We start from the raw sequence: 21,150 nt of genomic DNA, 5'->3' as shown, positions 1-21,150 counted from the left end.
GAGGAGAGAAAACCCTACGCCTGATCCAGCCCGTACAGCGTGTGCAGCGTGCGGACCGCGAGTTCGGTGTAGGCGGCGTCGATCAGCACCGAGAACTTGATCTCGGAGGTGGTGATGGCGCGGATGTTGATGTTGCGCTCGGACAGCGCCTTGAACGCCTTCGCGGCGACACCGGCATGGCTGCGCATGCCGCTGCCGATCACCGAGACCTTGGCGACGTCGGTCGCGGTGTCGAGCCTGACATAGCCGATCTTGGCCTTGGCGGCGGTAATGGTGTCCTTGGCGCGGTTGTAGTCGGTGGCCGGCACCGTGAAGGTGAGGTCGGTGGTCTTGCCGTCCTCCGACACGTTCTGCACGATCATGTCGACATTGATGTTGGCATCCGCGAGCGGCCCGAAGATCGCCGCGGCGACGCCGGGCTTGTCCTCGATCTGGCGCACGGAAATCTGGGCTTCGTCCTTGGAGAAGGCGATGCCGGTGACGACGTGCATTTCCATGATTTCCTCCTCGCTGCAGATCAGCGTGCCCGGCGGCTGGTTGGCGTGCGGGTCGATATCCTCTGGCTTGTCGAAGCTGGAGCGCACGAAGATCGGCATGTTGTGCACCATGCCGAGTTCCACCGAGCGAACCTGCAGCACCTTGGCGCCCTGCGAGGCCAACTCCAGCATGTCCTCGAATGCGATCTTGTCGAGCCGGCGCGCCTTCGGCACCACGCGCGGGTCGGTGGTGTAGACGCCGTCGACGTCGGTGTAGATGTCGCAGCGGTCGGCCTTCAGCGCAGCCGCGATCGCCACCGCCGAGGTGTCCGAACCGCCGCGGCCGAGCGTGGTGATGCGGCCGGACTGCGGGTTGATGCCCTGGAAGCCGGCGATGACAGCGACCTCCTTGCGTTCCTTGAAGCGGTCGATGATCTCGCTGCCGTCGATATCGAGGATGCGCGCCGAAGCGTGCGCGTCCGAGGTCTTGATCGGGATCTGCCAGCCCTGCCAGGAGCGCGCCTGGATGCCGATGCCCTGCAGCACGATCGCAAGCAGCCCCGAGGTGACTTGTTCGCCAGAGGCGACCACCGCGTCATATTCGCGCGCGTCGTGCATCGGCGAGGCCTCGGTGCACCAGCCCACCAGTTCGTTGGTCTTGCCGGACATCGCGGAGACGACGACGGCGACCTGGTGGCCGGCGTCGACCTCGCGCTTCACGTGCTGGGCGACGTTGCGGATACGATCGATATTGGCGACGGACGTACCGCCGAATTTCATCACGAGGCGGCCCATGACGACGCGTCTATTCCTTTGAGGATAAGTAGGTTAACCCACGCCGAAAACCGCAAGCGCGGGCACCGAAAGGCGCGTATACATAGCGCCGCGCCCGGGGGCAAGCCGGTTGGTAGGGGTCCCCGGAAGGTCTTTTGGGGGTGTTTTGCCGGTTGCCGGCGGGCTGTGGCGCAAGGGTGACTCGCGGGTAATTCGAAGGCGGGATTGGATGGGACGCTATATCGACGAAATCCTGCAGCCCGGCGAGAAGCTGCTGTATTCCACTAATGCGCACTGGATGTTCTATCTGCCGGCGATCGCAGCCTGGATCGTGGTGCTGGCGCTGCTGATCCTGTCCCGGATGACGACGGTCGACGCCCTGGTGCTGGCCTGCCTGGCGGCCGCCGCCGTGGTCGCGGTCGCGGCGCTGTACTGGACCGGCGCGGCCTGGTTCCATCGGTGGACCACGGAAACCGACGTCACCAATTTCCGCGTGGTGCACAAGAGCGGCTTCATCAAGCGGCGCACCTTCGAGATGAGCCTCGACAAGGTCGAGAGCGTCGACGTCAACCAGAGCATCATGGGGCGCCTGCTCAATTATGGCGACGTCACCATCCGCGGCGTCGGCGAGGGCATCGAGACCATCAAGACCATCGCCTCGCCGCTGGCGTTCCGCAATTCGATCACCGCGCGATAGGGGCGCGCGCAATCATGGCTACGCAAACAACTCTTTCAAATTCCTCCGCCAATGCCTCCGCGCACTCGGTCGATCCGGCTGAGGTGGCGAAATTCTCAAAACTGTCGGATGAATGGTGGGATCCGCGCGGCAAGATGGCGCCGCTGCACAAGATCAATCCGCTGCGCCTGACCTATATCCGCGACGCCGCCTGCCGCAAGTTCGAGCGCAACGCCAAGAGCCTGAGCTGCCTGTCCGGCCTGCGCCTGCTCGACATCGGCTGCGGCGCCGGCCTCTTGTGCGAGCCGTTCACGCGGCTCGGCGCCCAGGTGATCGGGATCGATCCGTCCGCCACCAACATCGCAGCCGCGAAGTTGCACGCCGACAAGGGGCACCTGTCGATCGACTACCGCTGCACCACGATCGAGGACATGGACGTCCGCGAGCGCTTCGACATCGTGCTGGCGATGGAGGTGGTCGAGCACGTCGTCGACGTCGGCGCCTTCATCAAGCGCTGCGCCGTCGTGCTCAAGCCCGGCGGGCTGATGGTGGTCTCGACCTTGAACCGCAACTGGAAGAGCTTTGCGCTGGCGATCGTCGGTGCCGAATACGTGCTGCGCTGGCTGCCGCGCGGTACCCATGAGTGGAGCAAGTTCGTCACCCCCGCCGAGCTCGAACGCTATCTCGGCGACGTCAATCTCACCGTCACCGAACAGGCCGGCGTGGTCTACAACCCGCTCGCCGACAAATGGAGCGTCTCGTCCGACATGGACGTGAACTACATGGTGGTGGCGGAGGAGACGTGAGCTGAAGCCACGGTCTCGGCCACACAATAGGTGTCGTCCCTGCGAAAGCAGGGACCCATAACCACCGGCTCCGGTTGTTGAGCGCGATCTCAGTTCAGGGGCTGCTTCCGAATCCGATCGACACCATCCGTCTCGTCGCCCGTTCAACCATCGTGCCTCAAACCACTCCCTGTGGTTATGGGTCCCTGCTTTCGCAGGGACGACAGTGAGTTTGCGGCCCGAGCGCAATCCAGTCATGCGCCGTTTCGATTGACCGCATTCGTCGCGCCGGGCACGTTGTGCGCGTACCCCAGCCCCGGCGCACTTTCCTCATCCCGCATGTTCGCCATCGCCTCGCTCTGGATCCCCTTCACCATCGTCGCTGCATTCGGGCAGGTGGCGCGCAATGCGATGCAGCGGCATCTGACCGGGCCACTCGGGACCTGGGGCGCGACCAATATCCGCTTCCTGTTCGGGCTGCCGTTCGCGGTGGTGTTCTTCGCGCTGGCGGTGCTGCTGACCGGCGATCGCGTGCCGTGGCCGGCGTCGTCGTTCTGGCCGTGGCTGTTGTCGGGCGCGCTCAGCCAGATCGTCGGCACCGGCTTCATGCTGCTGGCGATGAACGACCGCTCCTTCGTGGTTACCACGGCCTACATGAAGACCGAGGCGATCCAGACCGCGATCTTCGGCTTCATCTTCCTCGGCGACCATCTGACGACGCCCAAGGTGATCGCGATCGTGATCGCCACCATCGGCGTCGTCGTCACCGCGCTGCGGCCCGGCGGGCAGAAGAGTTTTGCCGATCTGCGCCCGACCGTGCTCGGCCTCGGCGCCGCCGCGGTGTTCGCGATCTCGGCGGTGAGCTTTCGCGGCGCGATCATTGCCGTGCCCGGCGTCTCGTTTGTGACGGCGGCCTCCTACACGCTGATGTGGAGCCTGTTCGTCCAGACGCTGATCCTGTCGGTCTATCTGCTGCTGCGCGCGCCCGACGTGCTGCGAAAGATCCTCGGCCTGTGGCGGCCGTCGATGTTCGCGGGCTTCATGGGCGCGTTCTCCTCGCAGTTCTGGTTCCTGGCGTTCGCACTCACCGCCGCCGCCAATGTACGCACACTGGCGCTGATCGAAGTGCTGTTCGCGCAGGGCGTGGCGTATTTCTCGCTCAAGCAGCCGTTCTCGCTGCGTGAGGTGATCGGCATCGTCCTGATCGTGATCGGCGTCGCGCTGCTGATCGCCGCGTAGTTCGCGAAAATGCTCTAACCCTTCACCGCGATCAGCACGGCCCCTGCCGAGATCAGCGCGATCCCGATCCAGCCGTAGGGTGAGGGGCGCTCGCCAAGGAACACGGCGCCGAACAGCGCCACCAGCACCACGCTGAGCTTGTCGATCGGGGCGACAAGTGTGGCGGGTCCAAGCTTGAGTGCGCGGAAATAGCAGATCCACGACGCGCCGGTGCCGAGCCCGGACAATAGCAGGAACAGCCAGCTCTTGCCCGAGATCGGGCCGGCCTGGGTGAATTGTCCGGTCGCGAACAGGATCGCCGACAGCGTGATCAGCACGATCACGGTGCGGATCAGGGTGGCGAGATCGGAGTTGATGCCCTCGACGCCGACCTTGGCGAAGATCGCGGTCAGCGCCGCGAAAATGGCCGAAAGAAACGCCCAGACCTGCCAGGTCGCGGTCAATTCCGGTCTTCCGGCAGCGTCGGCAGCGGCGAGACCTCGACGCCTTCGTCGATCAGCGCGCGCGCCTCCTCGGGCGAGGCCTCGCCGTAGATCGGCCGATGCTCGATATCGCCGTAATGCATCTTGCGCGCCTCGTTCGGAAAGCGCTCGCCGACATTGTCGGCATTCTTCACGATGTGGTCGCGCAGTTCCTTCAGCTTGCTGCGCAGCTCGCGCTCCTGCGCCATCATCAGCGACGTCGATTCGGCAGGCGGTGCCTCGACGGGCGCGGCCGGCGCCGGCAGAGCCCGTTCGCGGCCCTTCTTGCTGACGATTTGCGGCGCCATGATCGCGCGCTCGATCTTGTCGGAGCCGCAGGACGGGCAATCGATCAGGTGACGCCGCTCCTGCGATTCATAGGCCGAGGAGCTCTGGAACCAGCTCTCGAACTGATGGCCGCGCTCGCAGCGCAGCGTGTAGCGGATCATGCCGAACCCCGGACGAGGTGCAGATGCTCCGGGCCGGCCTTGGGGTCGGCGATGCCGAAACGCCTGCCGTGCTGAAGTGAAGGGATAGTCTTGCGCGCGGTCTCGACCTTCGTCGGGTCGATCTCGGCCAGGAATACGCCCGGCTCGACGCCGCCTTCGGCGAGGATCCCGCCCCAGGGGTCGATGATCAGCGAATGCCCGAAGGTCTCGCGCTTGTTCTCATGCAGGCCGGCTTGCGCCGCCGCAAACACGAAGCAGCCGGTCTCGATAGCGCGGGCGCGCAGCAGCGTGTGCCAGTGCGCTTCGCCGGTCTTGCGGGTGAAGGCGGAGGGCACCGTGAGGAACGACGCGCCGGCTTCGGCGAGTGCGCGATAGAGCGCCGGGAAACGCACGTCGTAGCAGATCGTCAATCCGATCCGGCCCCAGGGCAGGTCGGAGATTACGGCGGTCTCGCCGGGCTGGTAATTGGCCGATTCGCGATAGCTCTCGCCGCCCGGCAGATCGATGTCGAACATGTGGATCTTGTCGTAGCTCGCGAGCACATTGCCCTCGGGCCCGATCAGGAACGAGCGGTTGACCGCCTTCTCCGGCGAGTAGCGCAGCGCCAGCGAGCCGATATGCAGATGGATCTTCAGTTCGGCGGCCAGCGCGCGATAGGCTTGCAGCGACTTGTCGTCCTCTTCGCTGGCCAGATGCTCGAACAGCGCCTTGCGGTTCAGCTGCATCATGTTGCTGACCTCGGGCGTCAGCACGTATTTGGCGCCCTGCGCCGCCGCTTCGCGGATCAGCCGCGTGCCCTGCTCGAGGCTGGGCTCCGGCAGCAATCCGGTGCGCATCTGCACCATGGCGGCAGTGAAAATGTTGTCCGTGCTCATCAGGCGCCGCCTCCGTTGCTGAGCAGGCCGTCGAGCTTGCCCTCGCGGTCGAGCGCGTAGAGCTCGTCGCAGCCGCCGACATGGGTCTGGTCGATGAAGATCTGCGGGAACGTCGAGCCCGCGCCGGCGCGATCGTACATCTCGTCGCGGTACGCCGGGTTGCTGGCGACGCTCAATTCGGTGAACGCGGCGTTCTTGCGTGTCAAAAGCGATTTGGCCGCGGTGCAATAACCGCAGCCGGGGCGGGTATAGATTTCGATGGCAGCGGTCATGGTGTGCTCGGTTGAACCAGAAGTTACAGATTATATGGGAGCGCGGTGGGTATCGACAACCCGGGCAAACACCAGCACGTCGACCTGCGCGGCCTTGGCGCGCAACAGCGCCCGTGCGCAGGCATCCACTGTGGCGCCAGAGGTCAGGACGTCGTCGACCAGGACCACGCGGCGGCCCTGGATGTCAGCCTTGCGTTCATCGGCGACCCCGAATGCGCCCTGCACATTGCTGGCGCGGTCCTTGCGCGACAGCCCGATCTGCTGCTCGGTGGCGCGGGTGCGCCGCAGCGCCTCGGACACCATTTTAACGCCGCTCTGGCGCGCGATCACCTTGGCGAGCGCGCCGGACTGGTTGTAGCGCCGGCTCCAGCCGCGCCGCCAATGCAGGGGAACCGGCACCAGCATATCGGCATCTGCTAGCAATTCCTTCCCCGCGCGCGCCATCCAGCGGCCCATTGTCGGCGCCAGATCGGTGCGATCCTGGTATTTCAATGCGTGCACCAGGGTGCGTGCGACGTCGTCATAGCGCACCGCGGCGCGGGCTCTGCTGTAGGACGGTGGATTGGCGATCGCCTCCATCGACAGCAGTTCGGGACCTGGATCGTAGACAAAGGGAATCCCGAGCCGCGGGCAGAATGGCGGCGCGATGAACGACAATTTGGCCCAGCAGGCCGCGCAGACACCCTCGCCATGAACCGGCTCGCGGCAGGACACGCACAGCGTCGGCAGCGCGATGTCGAGCGCCAGCCGTGCGGTATGCAGCCACGCGCCCCCGACCGCGCCGAGCGCCCGCTGGATGTGACCGGAAATGGAGCGTGTCGGTGATGCCTCGGCGTCCATGGCCGATGAGGCTAGCGTTTGAGCCGAGCGGGCTCAAGGCGCATTGCCTGCGGCGGCCGTCCGGCGTAACCAGCCGGCATGGCAACGACCCCAGCCACGGCTCCCGTCCTGTTCGATCGCGCATCGCTCCGCGCGCGGCTGGCGCGCGCACAGGCCGCGGGGGCGGCGACGTTCCTGCTCGAGCGGGCCACCGAGGACATGGCGGACCGGTTGTTGGCGGTGTCGCGCGGCTTTTCTTCCGCGGCCGATATCTGGACGCCGGGAGACGGGCTTGCGGACGCCCTGCGCGGGCGTGTCGGCTCGGTCGACCCGATCGGCTTCAGCGAGGCGGAAGCGCTCGGCCTGCCGCCGGAGTCGCTCGACCTCGCGGTCTCTGCGCTCGCCTTCCAGTTCGTCAACGATCTGCCGGGCGTGCTGACGCAGATCCGCCGCGCGTTGAAGCCGGACGGGCTGTTGCTCGCGGCGATGCTCGGCGGCGATACGCTGACCGAGCTCAGGCAAAGCTTTGCCGCGGCGGAGGCAGAGTGCGAGGGCGGGGTGTCGCCGCGCGTCGCGCCGTTCGCCGATCTGCGCGATATCGGCGCGCTGTTGCAGCGGGCCGGTTTTGCGCTGCCGGTCACCGATGTCGACCGCGTCGTGGTGCGCTACGCCAGCGCGTTCGCCGTGATGGCCGATCTCAGGCGCATGGGCGCCACCAATGTGCTGCGCGAGCGCCGCCACACCCCGACCCGCCGCGCCACGATGCTGCGGATGGCGCAGATCTACGGCGAGCGCTTCGCCGATCCCGACGGACGTATCCGCGCCACCTTCGACATCGTCTGGCTGTCCGGCTGGGCGCCGCATGAGAGCCAACCCAAGCCGCTCAAGCCGGGTTCGGCGAGGGCGAGTCTGGAAGCTGCGGTGAAGGGCACTTCACCCTCCCCTGGAGGGGGAGGGTCGACGCGAATGAAATGAGCGGCGGGGTGGGGTGACGGTCTCTCAACTCGAGCAGTGCCCGTGTTGAGAGACCGTCACCCTACCTCGATCCGCATTCCGATGCGCTTCATGCGGATCGATCCTCCCCCTCCAGGGGAGGGTGAAGAGATCACAGCAGCAAATCCATCAGATACGGCAGCAGCGGGATGTTCGCGGGCCGGTGAGTTGCCCGACGCGTCAAGTCGCCAGGTCGAATGCCGGCCGCCGCCGGCTACTGTGCATGGGGTTGTTTTCGATATTTTGGATAGCCGCCCCTCCCGCGCAAGCGGGGAGGCGAAGCAGATCACAGCAGCAGGTCGATGAGATGCGGCAGCAGCGGAATGTCCGCCGGCGGCATCGGATAGTCGCGCAGCTTGCCGGCGCGGACCCAGGCGAGGTTCTGGCCCTCGCGTGCCACCGCCATGCCTTCCCAGCGGCGGCAGATGTAGAGCGGCATCAGCAAATGGAAGGTCTCGTAGGCATGGCTGGCGAAGGTCAGCGGCGCGAGGCATGGCTCGCTCACGGTGATGCCGATCTCCTCGTGCAACTCGCGGATCAGGGTCTGCTCCGGCCGCTCGCCGGGCTCGATCTTGCCGCCGGGGAATTCCCACAGGCCCGCCAGTGCCTTGCCTTCGGGACGCTGCGCCAGCAGCACGCGCTTGTCGGCGTCGACCAGCGCGCAGGCGACGACGAGGGTCAGCTTGATGTCAGCCATGTAGCTGGAATGTCCTTCTCATCTGCAAGCTTTCATTAACCAGCAACGCGCCGTCAGCCAAACGATTTGTGCCGGTGCGCTTTTTCTGCATTCGCGATAAGTCGGCCTTAATGCGCTACCGGCAGGGTGAAGGTCCTGATTTATCAGCCCATCAATTTCTCTGCCGATATAACCCATGCACACCTTGCTCCGGACCGTCAGCCGTTTTCGCCGCGATCGCTCCGGCAACATCGCGATGATCTTCGGCCTGGCCCTGCTGCCGCTGCTCGTCGCGGTCGGATGCGCGGTCGACTATTCCCGCGCCAATCAGATCCGTAGCAAGCTGATCTCCGCCGCCGACGCGGCGAGCGTCGGATCGGTCGCCAAGGCATCGCCCGGCTTCATCGCGGCCGGCGCCATGACCTCGGACGGCGAGATCTCGGCGGGAGAAGCCGACGCGAAGAAGATCTTCAACGGCAACATCTTCAACCAGAACGGCTTCACGCTGACCAACGTGACGCCGACCATGACCAAGAGCGGCAGCATCATCACCTCGACGGTCCAATTCACCGCCGACGTCCCGACCATGTTCCTCGGCGTGCTGGGGCGGAGCAAGGTGTCGGTGTCGGGCACCTCGACCTCGACCGCGAACATGCCGCTCTATATCGATTTCTACCTGCTGCTCGATAACTCGCCGTCGATGGGCGTCGGCGCGACGCCGACGGACGTCGCCAAGCTCGTCACGGCCACCACCGGCAACAGTTTCAAGCCGAACGACCAATGCGCCTTCGCCTGCCACGACTACAACGACCCCAACAACTACTACAATCTGGCGAAATCGCTTGGCGTCACGACACGGATCGACGTGCTGCGCAGCGCGACCCAGCAATTAATGGATACCGCGGCGGCGACCCAGACCTATTCGAGCCAGTTCCGCATGGCGATCTATGACTTCGGCGCGTCCTCGGCGACCTACGGTTTGCGAAGCCTGTTTTCGCTGTCGTCGAGCCTGTCGAGCGCAAAATCGGCGGCCGGCAACATCGATCTGATGGGCGTCTACGGCAACAACGATTCCTACACCGCGGACAAGGACAGCCAGTTCACCGCGATCTTTCCCCAGATCAACAATGCGATCGCAAACCCGGGCGCGGGCACGTCGTCGGCGCCGCTGAAATATCTGTTCTTCGTATCCGACGGGGTCGCCGACGAGCCGAATACAAGCTGCCTGAAACCGATCACCGGCAGCAATCGCTGCCAGTCGCCGATCAATCCGGCGCTTTGCGATGCGATCAAGAAGCGCAACATCAAGATCGCGGTGCTCTACACCACCTATCTGCAGCTGCCGACCAACAACTGGTACATGACCTGGATCGATCCGTTCAATCAGGGTCCGTTCGGCCCCTCGCCGAACAGCCAGATCGCGCAGAACATGCAGACCTGTGCGTCGCCGGGTTTCTATTTCGAGGTCAGCCCGACCCAAGGTATCGCGGACGCGATGAACGCACTGTTCAAAAAGGCGGTCGCCGACGCGCGGATCAGTAGTTAAGGCCGCGAGTCTTATCTCTCCCCGTCACCCTGAGGAGGCCGCGTAGCGGCCGTCTCGAAGGGTCGACGGCCCAACTCCCTCACAGCGCTGATGCATTCAGGCCGTGCATCCTTCGAGGCTCGCTCCGCTCGCACCTCCAGCGACAAAGGCGAAGCCTTTGCGCGGGAATGACGGGACTTACACCGTCATTGCGAGCGAAGCGAAGCAATCCATCTCACCGCACATACGGACGGGCGGATTGCTTCGTCGCTTCGCTCCTCGCAACGACGGAGGTGATTGGGAAAGCGGCTACGACCTGTAATCGCCGTTGATCGCGACGTATTCCTTTGTGAGGTCGCAGGTCAGCACGCGGTCCTTCGCCTTGCCGAGGCCGAGCGCGACCTTGATCTGGATCTTCGGCGCCTTCATCGCCTCCGATACCTCTTTCTCATTGTAGGACGGATCGCGCGCGCCGCTCTTGGCGACGCGGATGCCGTTGAAGGAGATCGAGAGCTTGTCGCGGTTGGCGGGCTCGCCGGCCTTGCCGACCGCCATCACGACGCGGCCCCAATTGGCGTCCTCGCCGGCGATCGCGGTCTTCACCAGCGGCGAATTGGCGATCGACATCGCGATTCTGCGCGCCGACGGCTTTGTTGTGGCACCCTCGACCACCACCTCGACCAGCTTGCGGGCGCCCTCGCCGTCGCGCGCCACCTGCTCGGACAGATTGGCGAGGATCTGCTGGAATGCCTTGGTGAAGGCCTTCAGGCGCGGGTCGCTGGCGCGCGAGATCTTCGGCGCGCCGTTGGCCGCCGCAGCACCGGTCGCAAATGCGAGCAGCGTGTCCGAGGTCGAGGTGTCGCCGTCGATGGTCAGCGCATTGAAAGTGTCCTCGACGCCGGCCTTGAGCAGGGATTGCAGCACGGCCGCCGACAGCGGCGCGTCGGTGAAGACGAAGGACAGCATGGTCGCCATGTCGGGCATGATCATGCCGGCACCCTTGGCCATGCCGTTGATCGTCACCTTGGCCTTGCCGAGCTTCACGGTCGCGGTGGCGACCTTCGGGAAGGTGTCGGTGGTCATGATCGCCTTGGCCGCGTCCATCCACAGATCGGGGGTCGCGGTCTCCGCGAGCTGCGCCAGCACGCCGTCGAACTTGGTGGCGTCGAGCGGCTCGCCGATCACGCCGGTGGAGGCAAGGAACACATCCGACGTCGAACAGCCGACCGCCTTCGCCGCGATCTGCGCGGTCAATGCCGTCGACGATTTGCCGGTCTTGCCGGTGAAGGCGTTGGCGTTGCCGGAATTGACCACCAGCGCGCGCGCCGCCCCGCCCTTCAGCTTGGCGCGGCACCATTCGACCGGCGCCGACGGGCATTTCGACTTGGTGAAGACGCCGGCCACCGTGGTGCCCTTGTCCATCAGCGCGAGCAGCACGTCGGTGCGGCCCTTGTAGCGGATGCCGGCGGCAGCGGTCGCAAGCCGCACACCCGCGATCACGGGCATCTCGGGAACGTCAGGCGGGGCGAGGGGGGAGACGGCGGTGGACATGGGAGGCTTCCGGCTACGGGGAGGGAAGCGCTGCATAACATCTCGCCGGCTGAAGCGGGAGAGGGCTCGGGCGCGAACGCGCTGTCATCAATTGTTCAAAGAGACGTCTGTAGCCCGGACGGAGCGCAGCGTAATCCGGGGCCGCTGTCACCGTGGATGGTCTGCCCCGGATTTCGCTTCGCTTCATCCGGGCTACAAACGCACCTCAAAAAGCAAATGGCCGGGACATGCCCGGCCATCGCAACTGCTTTCGCTCTGGAGCTTACTTCTTCGCCGGCGCCATCTTGTTGTCGGCGGGCTTCGGCGCGTCCTTGGCGGCATCGGCCGGCGCGGTCGCGTCCTTGGCCGTCTCGGCCGGCTTGTCCAGGCGCTCGACCTTGGCGGCCTCGCGCAGCTTGGCGACATAGTCGGCCTGGGCCTTGCGGGTCACATAGGTCTCGATCTGGGCCTTCACCTGCTCGAAGTCGGGCGCCTTGCGGTTGCGCTTTTCCTCGACCTTGATGATGTGCCAGCCGAACTGCGACTTGACCGGATCGGAGATCTTGCCCGGCTCGAGCGTGAAGGCGACCGCGGAGAATTCCGGCACCATCTGCTCCTTGGTGAAGAAGCCGAGGTCGCCGCCATCGGAGGCGCCGGGATCCTTGGACTTCTTCTTCGCGAGTTCGGCGAAGTCCGCGCCCTTGTCGAGCTCGGCCTTGATCGCCTTGGCCTCGTCCTCGGTCTCGACCAGGATGTGGCGGGCGCGCACCTCCTGCTCGCCGGTGATCTGCTTGGAGGCCTCTTCATAGACCTTCTTCATGGCGTCGTCGGTGGTCGCGGCCTTGCCCTCGCTGGCAAGCAGGCTGTCCATCAACAGGCGGTTGCGGGTGAAGGCGAGCCGCTTCTTGAAGTCGTCATTGTTCTCGATCTTCTTGTCCTCGGCGGCCTTGGACACGATCTTCATGTCGATCAGGAAGGACAGCACGTTGTCCTTGCGGGTCGAGGGGTCCATCTGCTGCAGGCTCGGGCCGAGTTCCTCCTCGGCGAGCGCCACGTCGCTGGCATGGATCTCGGAACCGTTCACCTTCGCCAGCACCGGGTCGGATTCCGCGGCGCGGACCGGGAGGCCGGCAGCCAGCACTGCGACAAGACAGCCCGTGGCGGCCAGGGTGGCGAGGCCGAGGCGCAGGCCGGTTTTGGTTTCCGGAGGCGAGGTGGTCATGCAAAATCCTTGGTCTAAAGGGGGGAAGCTCGAGCGGGGCGGACACTCGCCCAATCGTGTTACATTGGCAACGCGAAAGTCTTGTCAAAATGATGAATTCCTTGACATCTTGGCGGCGTTGACAACCCCCCGACCGGGCCATATCTCTGGCCGACCGTGTCAGTGGTGAGAGCGCTTATTTTGCTGCGTTTTTCGCCGTTGAACCCAGGATGGCCTGTTTCCCACTCAATTGGCGGAGGAGCTCCGGGCCGGGGCTCGAACCGTAGCGCGTCACGGTGAGTTGATAGGCAATCCGGCGGACCATCTCAGGCTGTATTCCAAGACCGAAATTCAACACTGAACCAAGACCGAACTCGAGACCGAAGAACAGGAATTTCGCATGATCGGCGCGCTCGCCCGCAAGTTTTTCGGCTCCTCTAACGACCGCCGGGTCAAGGGGTATCAGTCCCGCGTCAGCGCCATCAACGCCCTCGAGCCCGAAATCGTCAAACTGACGGACGATGAGCTCAAGGCCCGCACCGCCGAGTTCAAGCAGCAGCTCGCCAATGGCAAGACGCTCGACGACCTGCTGGTTCCGGCCTTCGCCACGGTGCGCGAGGCGGCCAAGCGGACGCTCGGCCAGCGCCATTTCGACGTCCAGCTGATCGGCGGCATGGTGCTGCACGAGGGCGACATCGCCGAGATGAAGACCGGCGAAGGCAAGACGCTGGTTGCAACCCTCGCGGTCTACCTCAACGCGCTCGCCGGCAAGGGCGTCCATGTCGTCACCGTCAACGACTACCTCGCCCGCCGCGACTCCGGCTGGATGGGCCAGATCTATTCGTTCCTGGGGCTGACCACCGGCGTGATCGTGCACGGCCTCGACGATGCCGAGCGCAAGGCCGCCTATGCCTGCGACATCACCTACGGCACCAACAACGAATACGGCTTCGACTATCTGCGCGACAACATGAAGTACCGCCTGGAGGACATGGTCCAGCGCGAGCATTTCTACGCGATCGTCGACGAAGTCGACTCGATCCTGATCGACGAGGCGCGCACGCCGCTTATCATCTCCGGCCCGCTCGACGACCGTTCGGATTTCTACAACACCATCGACACCTTCATGCCGAAGCTCGTCAAGAAGGACGACTTCGAGGTCGACGAGAAGCAGCGCACGGTGACGCTGACCGAAGGCGGCATGGAGAAGCTCGAGAACCTGCTGCGCGACGCCGGCCAGCTCAAGGGCGACTCGCTGTACGACGTCGAGAACGTCTCCGTCGTGCATCACGTCAACCAGGCGCTGCGCGCGCACACGCTGTTCACGCGCGACAAGGATTACATCGTCCGAGACGACGAGGTCGTCATCATCGACGAGTTCACCGGCCGCATGATGCAGGGCCGGCGCTATTCGGAAGGCCTGCACCAGGCGCTGGAAGCCAAGGAGCACGTCACGGTCCAGCCCGAGAACCAGACGCTGGCCTCGATCACCTTCCAGAACTATTTCCGGATGTACCAGAAGCTGTCCGGCATGACCGGCACGGCGCTGACCGAAGCCGACGAACTGTTCGACATCTACAAGCTCGAGGTCGTCGAGATCCCGACCAACCTGCCGGTGGCGCGCCTCGACGAGGACGACGAGGTCTACCGCACCCAGAACGAGAAGTACGCCGCGATCCTTGCCGAGATCGAGCGCGCCAACAAGCGGCTGCAGCCGGTGCTGGTCGGCACGGCGTCGATCGAGAAATCGGAAGTGCTGGCCGAGTACCTCAAGAAGCACGGCTACAAGCAGATCGATTTCGGCTCCGAGTCCGGCATGGACAAGCTTTATTCTGCGGCCCGCGCGGGCAAGCCGGCAAAGCTGTTCGCGGTGCTGAACGCGCGTTTCCACGAGCAGGAAGCCTATATCGTCGCGGAAGCCGGCGTGCCGGGCGCGATCACGATCGCGACCAACATGGCCGGCCGCGGTACCGACATCAAGCTCGGCGGCTCGCTCGAGATGCGGATCCAGCAGGAGACCGCCGCGATCACCGACGAAGCCGAGAAGGCCAAGAAGATCGAGCTGATCAAGGCCGACATCGAGCGCTTCCGCGAGATCGTGCTGAAGGCGGAAGAGGATTTCGAGGTCGAGCCCGCCAAGGGCAACAAGCCAGCCAAGACCGTGAAGAAGCCGGGCGGCCTCTACATCATCGGCTCCGAGCGCCACGAATCCCGCCGTATCGACAATCAGCTGCGCGGCCGTTCCGGCCGTCAGGGCGACCCCGGCCGCTCGAAATTCTTCCTGTCGCTGGAAGACGACCTGATGCGCATCTTCGGCTCCGATCGGCTGGACAGCATGCTGCAACGGCTCGGCCTGCAGGAAGGCGAAGCCATCATCCATCCCTGGATCAACAAGGCGCTCGAGAAGGCCCAGCAGAAGGTCGAGGCGCGCAACTTCGACATCCGCAAGAACCTCCTGAAGTTCGACAACGTCCAGAACGACCAGCGCAAGGTGATCTTCGACCAGCGCATCGACCTGATGAAGGACGACAGCGTCGTCGAGACCGTGACCGACATGCGCCATGCCTTCGTCGAGGACGTGGTCGCCAAGCACATCCCCGAGCACGCCTATGCCGAGCAGTGGGACACCGCGGGCCTCAAGGAAGAGCTGAAGCGCGTGCTCGATGTCGACCTGCCGGTCGACGAATGGGCCAAGGAAGAGGGCATCGCCGACGAGGAGCTGCTGACGCGCATCGAGAATCACGTCGACGAGCGCATGGCGGCCAAGGTCGCGCAATGGGGCCCCGACGTGATGCGTTACGTCGAGAAGACCATCCTGTTGCAGACGCTCGACCATCTCTGGCGCGAGCATCTGATCATGCTCGACCATCTGCGTCAGGTGATCGGCCTGCGCGGCTACGGCCAGCGCGATCCGTTGCAGGAGTATAAGACCGAAGCCTTCAATCTCTTCCAGGAGATGAGCGCGCATCTGCGCGAGGCGGTCACCGCGCAGCTGATGCGGGTCGAGATCGTGCCTCCGGAGGAGCCGCCGATGCCGCTGCCGCCGATGGAAGCGCACAAGCTCGATCCCAACACCGGCGAGGACGAGTTCGCCCAGGCCCGCCTGACCGAAGCCACCTACGCGCAGGCCTCGCTGGCGCCAGGGATGCCCGCCGCCGACCGCAATCCGAACGACCCGGCAAGCTGGGGCAAGGTCGGCCGCAACGAGGACTGCCCCTGCGGGTCAGGCAAGAAGTACAAGCACTGCCACGGGCGGTACGCGTAAGAGCCGTCGCAAGTCCTGACGCGCCGGGCGCCTGGCCCGCCGTCGAGGCGCATCGCCGTCAGCCGGCGAACGCCTTGTCGAGATCGGCGATGATGATCTTCTGCATCTTCAGCATCGCCTGCATCGCGCGATCGGCCGCCTTGCGGTCGGGGTTGCCGAGATAACGGCTCAGCGCCGTCGGGATCACCTGCCAGGACAGGCCGAAGCGGTCCTTGAGCCAGCCGCAGCGCGATTCCTGGCCGCCGTCGGTGAGCTTCTCCCAGAAATAATCCACTTGCTCCTGGGTCTCGACGCTGAGGAAGAACGACACCGCCTCGTTGAACTTGTGCTGCGGCCCGCCATTGAGCGCGTAGAACCGCTGCCCCTCGAGCTCAAAACTCGCCATGAAGTCGCTGACGGTCTCGATCTCGGCGTTCGGGAACACCGATTTGTAGAAGGCGACGGCGTCGCGGACGTTGTTGTCGAGCCAGAGGAACGGCGTGATCGAAGTCATGACGGGGAAATCCTTGTGATCGATGAGGAGGATGAGCCGGAACCGCGCGCACAGCGTTCGCGCATCCGGAGGACGAGCCCGCGACCGGCACTCCGACATGTTGACCGGCTTTTTGTTGAGCCTCCCGGCACGGCTGTCTGCCGGTAAGGCGGTATTTTTCGCGATTTTGGAGCCCCGGTAACCCTGCGCTAAGCCCGCGGCCGGTCCGGCCACTACCCAACGTCGGTATTGGTTCGTCCAATCAATCACTTGTTAGTGCTCTGTGCTTCAATATTGCCGGGCGCGTCGGGTGAGCCGCCAACGCGCATCAAAGCGTCTCTTTGGTCAAGGCTCGATCCGGAGGCCGCGCCTTGCAGACCGCGACGACTATGCCCGGCCGCTACTATCCGGCGATCTTCGTGCTGGCGTCGGCCACGCTGGCCTATCAGATCCTGATCACCCGCTTCTTCAGCGTGATGGTGCATTACCACTTCGCTTTCGGGGCCATCGCGCTTGCGATGTTCGGGCTGACGCGCGGTGCAATGAAGGTTTATGAGGATTCGGCCCGCTATGCGCCGGCGCGTGTGGCGCCGGAGTTTGCCCGCCATGCCGCGCGGTTCGCGATCAGCGGCGTCGTCGTGATGTGCGCCTTTCTGTATGCGCCGCTGGTCGTGCCCGGCGCATATGCCATGTCTGCGCTCGCCGTGGTCGCGCTGGGTTTCACCATCCCGTTCGCCGAGGGCGGCATCTGCATCACGCTTCTCCTGACCCGGCTGCCCAACGTCGGCGGCTGGCTTTACGCTGCCGATCTGGTCGGCGCCGCGGTCGGATGCCTCGGCATCATCTTCGTGCTGCTGGTGATCGATCCGGTCAGCGCGACGCTGTGGATCGGCGCCTGCGCCGCGGCCGTCGGCTGGTTCGTGGTCCGTCACGGCGAAGGCCGAAGCGATGTGCGCCTGAGCCGCAACGCCGCGCTTGGTCTTGCCGCGCTCGCCGCGGTCCACACCGCGCTTGCCGCAACCGGCAGCAGCCATCTTGGCGTGATCTGGGCCAAGGGCACCGAGCAGACCGGAACGTTGTTCGAGCGCTGGAACACCTATTCGCGCATCCGCGTGACCGATCTCGGGCTTTCGACTCCGTTCGGCTGGTCGTTCTCGCGCACCCCGGATACCAGGATCGAGCAGCTCTATCTCGACATCGATGCCGACGCGGCGACACCGATCACCCGCTTCTCCGGCGATCTGACCAAGGTTTCCTATCTCAAGGACGACGTCATCAACGCGCCCTATCTGGTGCAGCAGCGGCCGGGCGACGTGGCCGTGGTTGGCGTCGGCGGCGGCCGCGACATCCTCTCCGGCCTGTATTTCGGCGCGCAGCGAATTCACGGCATCGAAATCAATCCCGCGATCTTCGAAGTGCTGACCGACAAGTTCGCCGATTATTCGGGCCATCTCCATCGCCAGCCTGGCGTGTCGCTGGTCAATGCCGAAGCGCGCAGCTACATCAACCACTCGCCCGATCGCTACGACCTGATCCAGATCTCGCTGATCGACACCTGGGCCGCCACCGCAGCCGGCGGGCTGACGCTGACCGAGAACCGGCTCTACACCGTGGAGGCGTGGGACGACTTCTTCCGCGCGCTGAAGCCGGGCGGCATGCTCTCGGTATCGCGCTGGTACGAACCAACGGCCTATCGCGGCGAGTTCTATCGCCTGATTGCGATCGCGGCGGAGGCGTTGCAGCATCAGGGCGTGCCGATGACCGAACTGTCGCAGCATGTGATTGCGGCGAATGTCGGCAGCGTCGTCACGGTCATGACCCGGCCCGAGGCGTTCACGGCGGCGCAATGGCAGGGCGCGCGCGAGCGGCTGGAAACACGGGGATTCAAGCTGCTGCTCGGGCCTGACATCGCGTATGACAGTGTCACCTCGGCTCTGCTATCGGGCAAGGCCGACCAGCGCTTCCTTGATTCATTGCCGGTAAACATCGCGGCCTCGACCGACGACAAGCCGTTCTTCTTCTATACCGCGCGACTTGCCGATCTGTTCCTCAAGAACGGCTTCGAGGCGCAGAACAACGCAGCGCTCGGCATCATCAAATGGGTGCTCGTCTTCCAGTTCGGCATCTGCATCCTCTACATCGGCATTCCCTTCGCGCGCCTGATGCGGCGGATGCCGGCGGCCACACTGGTGCCGCCGGTGGCCTATTTCGCGGCGATCGGCATGGGCTTCATGCTGATCGAGATTTCGCAGATGCAACGGCTGATGGTGTTCCTCGGCCACCCCGTCTACGGGCTCAGCGTCGTGCTGTTCACGATCCTGCTGTTCGGCGGCATCGGCAGCGCCACGGTGGGTGCCGCGCCTGCGCGGCCGGCCATATTGATCGCTCGCCTCGTGGCGCTGGTCGCAACGCTGGTGGCCGCAGGCCTGCTGACGCCGGCCGTCACCGCCTGGGCGCGCTCCGCGCCGACCGACATCCGCATCCTGGTGTCGGTCGCGCTGCTGGCGCCGCCGGCTTTCTGCATGGGCATGATGTTCCCGCTGGGCCTCGGCATCTGGCGGCGGCATGACGGGCTGCTGCCCTTCTTCTGGAGCACCAACGGCATCACCTCGATGCTTGCGTCCGTGCTCGGCATGGCGCTGTCGATCCAGTTCGGCATCACCACGACATTCGCACTCGGCGTCTGCTGCTATGTGGTGTGCGCGATCATGATCGTCGGCAACCGGCTGGCCCATCCGGTCGCTGATGACGCCCTCACGCCGGTCGGGCCGGCAGGCCTGGTGGCGCAGGACGAGGTGGCGTCGTAGCGGAGGCTGTTGCTTATTGCCTCAGTTGGCGCTGCCGATCAGGCTTTCCAGCAGCCGCTTGAGCTCGGTGGTCGACTTGTCGCCATAGCTCTCGACGATGTGCTCTTCCTGGCTCACCGCCAGCGAGTTCAGCCGGCGGCACAGCGCCTTGCCGCGATCGGAGACGAACATCAGCACCTTGCGGCGATCCTTGGGATCCTGCACGCGATAGACCAGCGCGTCCGACACCATGCGGTCGATCATCTTGGTCAGCGTCGGATGGTTGAGCAGCACCGCGTCGGCAAGCTCGCCCATCGAGTGTCCGTTGCCGTCGGACAGCACTTTGAGGATGCGCCACTGCTCGACCGGCACGCCTTCCTTGGCCAGCCGCGTCTCCAACTGCCGGTTGATCTCCCGGTTGGCTTGCGCGAGCAGGTAGGTGAGGTGTTCGGTGATCGGGGAATTTTCTTTCGGCGGTTTAGCCACGGCGTGAGACCTGGTTCCTGACCCGGTGAATGAATGTCCGGCAACTCATGCCATTTCTATATGCACTTCAATTGTTGAATATTCAATATTTTCCCCTAGGATATTCCCCCAACCAAGGGGCGGATGCCGCGACCGCCCGCTGGCTGCGTTGCGTACTGCTTCCCAGACAGGAGTTGGCGTGCTCTCGACGGTCTCCTTCCAGGCGTATGGCGGCATGCTCGTCGCGCCGCCGCACCTGTTTCGAAATCCGTCGTCCTGCGCGGCCGATTTCGCTTTGACCGTCAAGCCGGGCTCCTCGCGCCGTGGCGGCACCGACAGCAAGCTTAGAATCGGCAATTTCATCACCTTCTCCGGCGCGCCCGGAATCTGGGGGCCGATCTCGGCCAACAGCGTCATGCTCGCGGTCGCCGAGATCAACCGGCGCGGCGGCATCCGCGGCCGCGAGGTCGAATTGTCGATGTACGACGCCGGCGGGCCGATCGAGGAGGTGGTACGCCGCGCCGAGCGGGCGATCGCGTTCGACGAGATCGACGTGATCATGGGCTCGCATATCTCCGCGGTCCGCCTCGCGCTGCGCAAGGTCACGGCCGGCCGCATCCCCTATGTCTACACGCCGGTCTATGAGGGCGGCGAGCGGACGCCCGGGGTGATGGCGATCGGCGAGACGCCGCGCGCCGAAAGCCGTCCGGCGATCCACTGGCTCACCGAGGCCAAGAAGGCGCAGCGCTGGTACCTGATCGGCAGCGACTATGTCTGGCCCTGGCAGTCGCATCGCGCGGTGAAGCGCTACATCAAGGAGGCCGGCGGCCAGGTGGTCGGCGAGGAGTTCGTCCCGCTCGGCGAGGACGATCACGAGCCGCATCTGGCGCGGATTCGGGCCGCCCGGCCCGATGTCGTGCTGATCACCCTGATCGGCACCGACAGCATCACTTTCAACCGCGCCTTCTCGGAAGCCGGGCTCGCCGCCACCACGCTGCGCTATGCGGGCGCGATGGACGAGACCGTGCTGCTCGGCATCGGGCCGGACGCGACCGAGAACCTGTTCTGCGCCTCCGGCTATTTCGGCTGCGTCGATTCGCGCGCCAATGACGAGTTCCAGACCAGCTACCGAGCGATGTTCGGCGCGCACGCGCCGCCGATCGGCTCGGTCGGACAGTCCAACTATGAGGGGATGCGCTTTCTCGAAGCGGCGGCCAACCGCGCCCGCTCGCTGTCGACGGGCCCGTTGTTTGCTGCGGCGCGCAACCTCGTCTACAGCGGCGCCCGCGGCACTGTGACCATTCGCGACGGCCGTGCCGAAATGCCGATCTATCTTGCAGAGGCCGACGGTCTCGACTTCAATGTGATCAGGACGATCTAGCGTGGCACCGTCGCCCGCAAGGGCGAGGGC

The 21,150-nt window shown here is 64.9% G+C and carries 19 protein-coding genes; 8 read left to right on the top strand and 11 right to left on the bottom strand.

All coding sequences use genetic code 11. The annotated features are described in order from the left end of the window. Positions 1-14: 14 nt before the first annotated feature. Positions 15-1,271: an aspartate kinase gene (locus ACE103_RS41015; protein WP_375777580.1), complete on the bottom strand. Its 1,257-nt coding sequence runs from the start codon at positions 1,269-1,271 to the stop codon at positions 15-17. A gap of 208 nt (positions 1,272-1,479) precedes the next feature. On the opposite strand from ACE103_RS41015, the gene ACE103_RS41010 reads away from it, so the two are divergent. From ACE103_RS41010 to ACE103_RS41000, 3 genes are all read left to right on the top strand, one after another. Continuing rightward, positions 1,480-1,947: a PH domain-containing protein gene (locus ACE103_RS41010; RefSeq protein WP_375777579.1), complete on the top strand. Its 468-nt coding sequence runs from the start codon at positions 1,480-1,482 to the stop codon at positions 1,945-1,947. Between the two features lie 14 nt (positions 1,948-1,961). After that, complete coding sequence (gene ubiG / locus ACE103_RS41005) at positions 1,962-2,732, top strand: bifunctional 2-polyprenyl-6-hydroxyphenol methylase/3-demethylubiquinol 3-O-methyltransferase UbiG (RefSeq protein ID WP_375777578.1); 771 nt, start codon at positions 1,962-1,964, stop codon at positions 2,730-2,732. A 318-nt stretch (positions 2,733-3,050) separates the two neighbouring features. Continuing rightward, on the top strand, positions 3,051-3,950 hold the full coding sequence (locus ACE103_RS41000) for an EamA family transporter (protein ID WP_375777577.1): 900 nt from the start codon (positions 3,051-3,053) through the stop codon (positions 3,948-3,950). 14 nt (positions 3,951-3,964) lie between these two features. Here ACE103_RS41000 and ACE103_RS40995 read toward each other — a convergent pair whose 3' ends face one another. Genes ACE103_RS40995 through ACE103_RS40975 form a run of 5 tightly spaced genes read right to left on the bottom strand, consistent with a single transcriptional unit; the run spans position 3,965 to position 6,847 of the window. Continuing rightward, positions 3,965-4,393 carry an EamA family transporter gene (locus tag ACE103_RS40995; protein WP_375777576.1) on the bottom strand — a complete coding sequence of 143 codons (429 nt, stop codon included), beginning with the start codon at positions 4,391-4,393 and terminating at the stop codon, positions 3,965-3,967. Next, complete coding sequence (locus ACE103_RS40990) at positions 4,390-4,860, bottom strand: DUF1178 family protein (protein ID WP_375777575.1); 471 nt, start codon at positions 4,858-4,860, stop codon at positions 4,390-4,392. The genes ACE103_RS40995 and ACE103_RS40990 overlap by 4 nt, the downstream gene beginning before the upstream one ends. Then, positions 4,857-5,735 carry a carbon-nitrogen hydrolase family protein gene (locus ACE103_RS40985; protein ID WP_375777574.1) on the bottom strand — a complete coding sequence of 293 codons (879 nt, stop codon included), beginning with the start codon at positions 5,733-5,735 and terminating at the stop codon, positions 4,857-4,859. The genes ACE103_RS40990 and ACE103_RS40985 overlap by 4 nt, the downstream gene beginning before the upstream one ends. Further along, a complete protein-coding gene (gene grxC / locus ACE103_RS40980) occupies positions 5,735-6,007 on the bottom strand; it encodes a glutaredoxin 3 (protein ID WP_375777573.1) in 273 nt (90 codons plus the stop codon). Before grxC ends, ACE103_RS40985 begins: the two co-directional genes overlap by 1 nt. 30 nt (positions 6,008-6,037) lie before the next feature. Further along, positions 6,038-6,847: a ComF family protein gene (locus ACE103_RS40975; protein ID WP_375777572.1), complete on the bottom strand. Its 810-nt coding sequence runs from the start codon at positions 6,845-6,847 to the stop codon at positions 6,038-6,040. Positions 6,848-6,925: 78 nt separating this feature from the next. Between ACE103_RS40975 and ACE103_RS40970 the strand changes: the two genes are divergently transcribed. Beyond that, positions 6,926-7,801, top strand: coding sequence for a methyltransferase domain-containing protein (locus ACE103_RS40970; protein WP_375777571.1), 876 nt, complete (start codon positions 6,926-6,928; stop codon positions 7,799-7,801). 304 nt (positions 7,802-8,105) lie between these two features. Here ACE103_RS40970 and ACE103_RS40965 read toward each other — a convergent pair whose 3' ends face one another. Next, a complete protein-coding gene (locus tag ACE103_RS40965) occupies positions 8,106-8,516 on the bottom strand; it encodes a (deoxy)nucleoside triphosphate pyrophosphohydrolase (RefSeq protein WP_207834513.1) in 411 nt (136 codons plus the stop codon). 175 nt (positions 8,517-8,691) lie between these two features. Here ACE103_RS40965 and ACE103_RS40960 point away from each other — a divergent pair, with 175 nt between their 5' ends. Beyond that, positions 8,692-10,041 carry a TadE/TadG family type IV pilus assembly protein gene (locus ACE103_RS40960; RefSeq protein WP_375777570.1) on the top strand — a complete coding sequence of 450 codons (1,350 nt, stop codon included), beginning with the start codon at positions 8,692-8,694 and terminating at the stop codon, positions 10,039-10,041. A gap of 288 nt (positions 10,042-10,329) precedes the next feature. On the opposite strand, the gene argJ is transcribed toward ACE103_RS40960, so the two are convergent. Then, the gene (gene argJ / locus ACE103_RS40955) at positions 10,330-11,571 is read right to left on the bottom strand and encodes a bifunctional glutamate N-acetyltransferase/amino-acid acetyltransferase ArgJ (protein WP_375777569.1); all 1,242 of its coding nucleotides are present in this window, start codon (positions 11,569-11,571) and stop codon (positions 10,330-10,332) included. Between the two features lie 262 nt (positions 11,572-11,833). Continuing rightward, a complete protein-coding gene (locus ACE103_RS40950) occupies positions 11,834-12,772 on the bottom strand; it encodes a peptidylprolyl isomerase (protein ID WP_212311945.1) in 939 nt (312 codons plus the stop codon). Positions 12,773-13,151: 379 nt separating this feature from the next. Here ACE103_RS40950 and secA point away from each other — a divergent pair, with 379 nt between their 5' ends. Continuing rightward, complete coding sequence (gene secA, locus ACE103_RS40945) at positions 13,152-16,016, top strand: preprotein translocase subunit SecA (protein WP_375777568.1); 2,865 nt, start codon at positions 13,152-13,154, stop codon at positions 16,014-16,016. A 58-nt stretch (positions 16,017-16,074) separates the two neighbouring features. Here the strand turns inward: secA and ACE103_RS40940 are convergent, their stop codons facing one another. Further along, the gene (locus tag ACE103_RS40940) at positions 16,075-16,509 is read right to left on the bottom strand and encodes a VOC family protein (RefSeq protein ID WP_375777567.1); all 435 of its coding nucleotides are present in this window, start codon (positions 16,507-16,509) and stop codon (positions 16,075-16,077) included. Positions 16,510-16,859: 350 nt separating this feature from the next. On the opposite strand from ACE103_RS40940, the gene ACE103_RS40935 reads away from it, so the two are divergent. Continuing rightward, complete coding sequence (locus tag ACE103_RS40935) at positions 16,860-19,295, top strand: hypothetical protein (protein ID WP_375777566.1); 2,436 nt, start codon at positions 16,860-16,862, stop codon at positions 19,293-19,295. Between the two features lie 21 nt (positions 19,296-19,316). Here ACE103_RS40935 and ACE103_RS40930 read toward each other — a convergent pair whose 3' ends face one another. Next, entirely contained in the window at positions 19,317-19,760 is a 444-nt protein-coding gene (locus ACE103_RS40930) for a MarR family winged helix-turn-helix transcriptional regulator (protein ID WP_038387042.1), read from the bottom strand. A gap of 178 nt (positions 19,761-19,938) precedes the next feature. Here ACE103_RS40930 and ACE103_RS40925 point away from each other — a divergent pair, with 178 nt between their 5' ends. Next, positions 19,939-21,120: a substrate-binding domain-containing protein gene (locus ACE103_RS40925; RefSeq protein WP_375777565.1), complete on the top strand. Its 1,182-nt coding sequence runs from the start codon at positions 19,939-19,941 to the stop codon at positions 21,118-21,120. The last annotated feature ends 30 nt before the right edge of the window (positions 21,121-21,150 follow it).

Source organism: Bradyrhizobium sp. ma5, from assembly GCF_042258955.1.
Classification (GTDB): domain Bacteria; phylum Pseudomonadota; class Alphaproteobacteria; order Rhizobiales; family Xanthobacteraceae; genus Bradyrhizobium.
The sequence above is the reverse complement of the archived record's forward strand: the minus strand, read 5'-3'. Positions and strand labels throughout refer to the sequence as shown.

Excerpts from the sequence above, each read along its gene's own strand:
- grxC (WP_375777573.1), bottom strand. The coding sequence starts at position 6,007 with ATGACCGCTGCCATCGAAATCTATACCCGCCCCGGCTGCGGTTATTGC.
- secA (WP_375777568.1), top strand. The coding sequence starts at position 13,152 with ATGATCGGCGCGCTCGCCCGCAAGTTTTTCGGCTCCTCTAACGACCGC.
- ACE103_RS40975 (WP_375777572.1), bottom strand. The coding sequence starts at position 6,847 with ATGGACGCCGAGGCATCACCGACACGCTCCATTTCCGGTCACATCCAG.
- ACE103_RS41015 (WP_375777580.1), bottom strand. The coding sequence starts at position 1,271 with ATGGGCCGCCTCGTGATGAAATTCGGCGGTACGTCCGTCGCCAATATC.
- ACE103_RS40990 (WP_375777575.1), bottom strand. The coding sequence starts at position 4,860 with ATGATCCGCTACACGCTGCGCTGCGAGCGCGGCCATCAGTTCGAGAGC.
- ACE103_RS40950 (WP_212311945.1), bottom strand. The coding sequence starts at position 12,772 with ATGACCACCTCGCCTCCGGAAACCAAAACCGGCCTGCGCCTCGGCCTC.
- ACE103_RS40965 (WP_207834513.1), bottom strand. The coding sequence starts at position 8,516 with ATGGCTGACATCAAGCTGACCCTCGTCGTCGCCTGCGCGCTGGTCGAC.
- ACE103_RS40940 (WP_375777567.1), bottom strand. The coding sequence starts at position 16,509 with ATGACTTCGATCACGCCGTTCCTCTGGCTCGACAACAACGTCCGCGAC.
- ACE103_RS41010 (WP_375777579.1), top strand. The coding sequence starts at position 1,480 with ATGGGACGCTATATCGACGAAATCCTGCAGCCCGGCGAGAAGCTGCTG.
- ACE103_RS40985 (WP_375777574.1), bottom strand. The coding sequence starts at position 5,735 with ATGAGCACGGACAACATTTTCACTGCCGCCATGGTGCAGATGCGCACC.
- argJ (WP_375777569.1), bottom strand. The coding sequence starts at position 11,571 with ATGTCCACCGCCGTCTCCCCCCTCGCCCCGCCTGACGTTCCCGAGATG.
- ACE103_RS40970 (WP_375777571.1), top strand. The coding sequence starts at position 6,926 with ATGGCAACGACCCCAGCCACGGCTCCCGTCCTGTTCGATCGCGCATCG.
- ACE103_RS40960 (WP_375777570.1), top strand. The coding sequence starts at position 8,692 with ATGCACACCTTGCTCCGGACCGTCAGCCGTTTTCGCCGCGATCGCTCC.
- ACE103_RS41000 (WP_375777577.1), top strand. The coding sequence starts at position 3,051 with ATGTTCGCCATCGCCTCGCTCTGGATCCCCTTCACCATCGTCGCTGCA.
- ubiG (WP_375777578.1), top strand. The coding sequence starts at position 1,962 with ATGGCTACGCAAACAACTCTTTCAAATTCCTCCGCCAATGCCTCCGCG.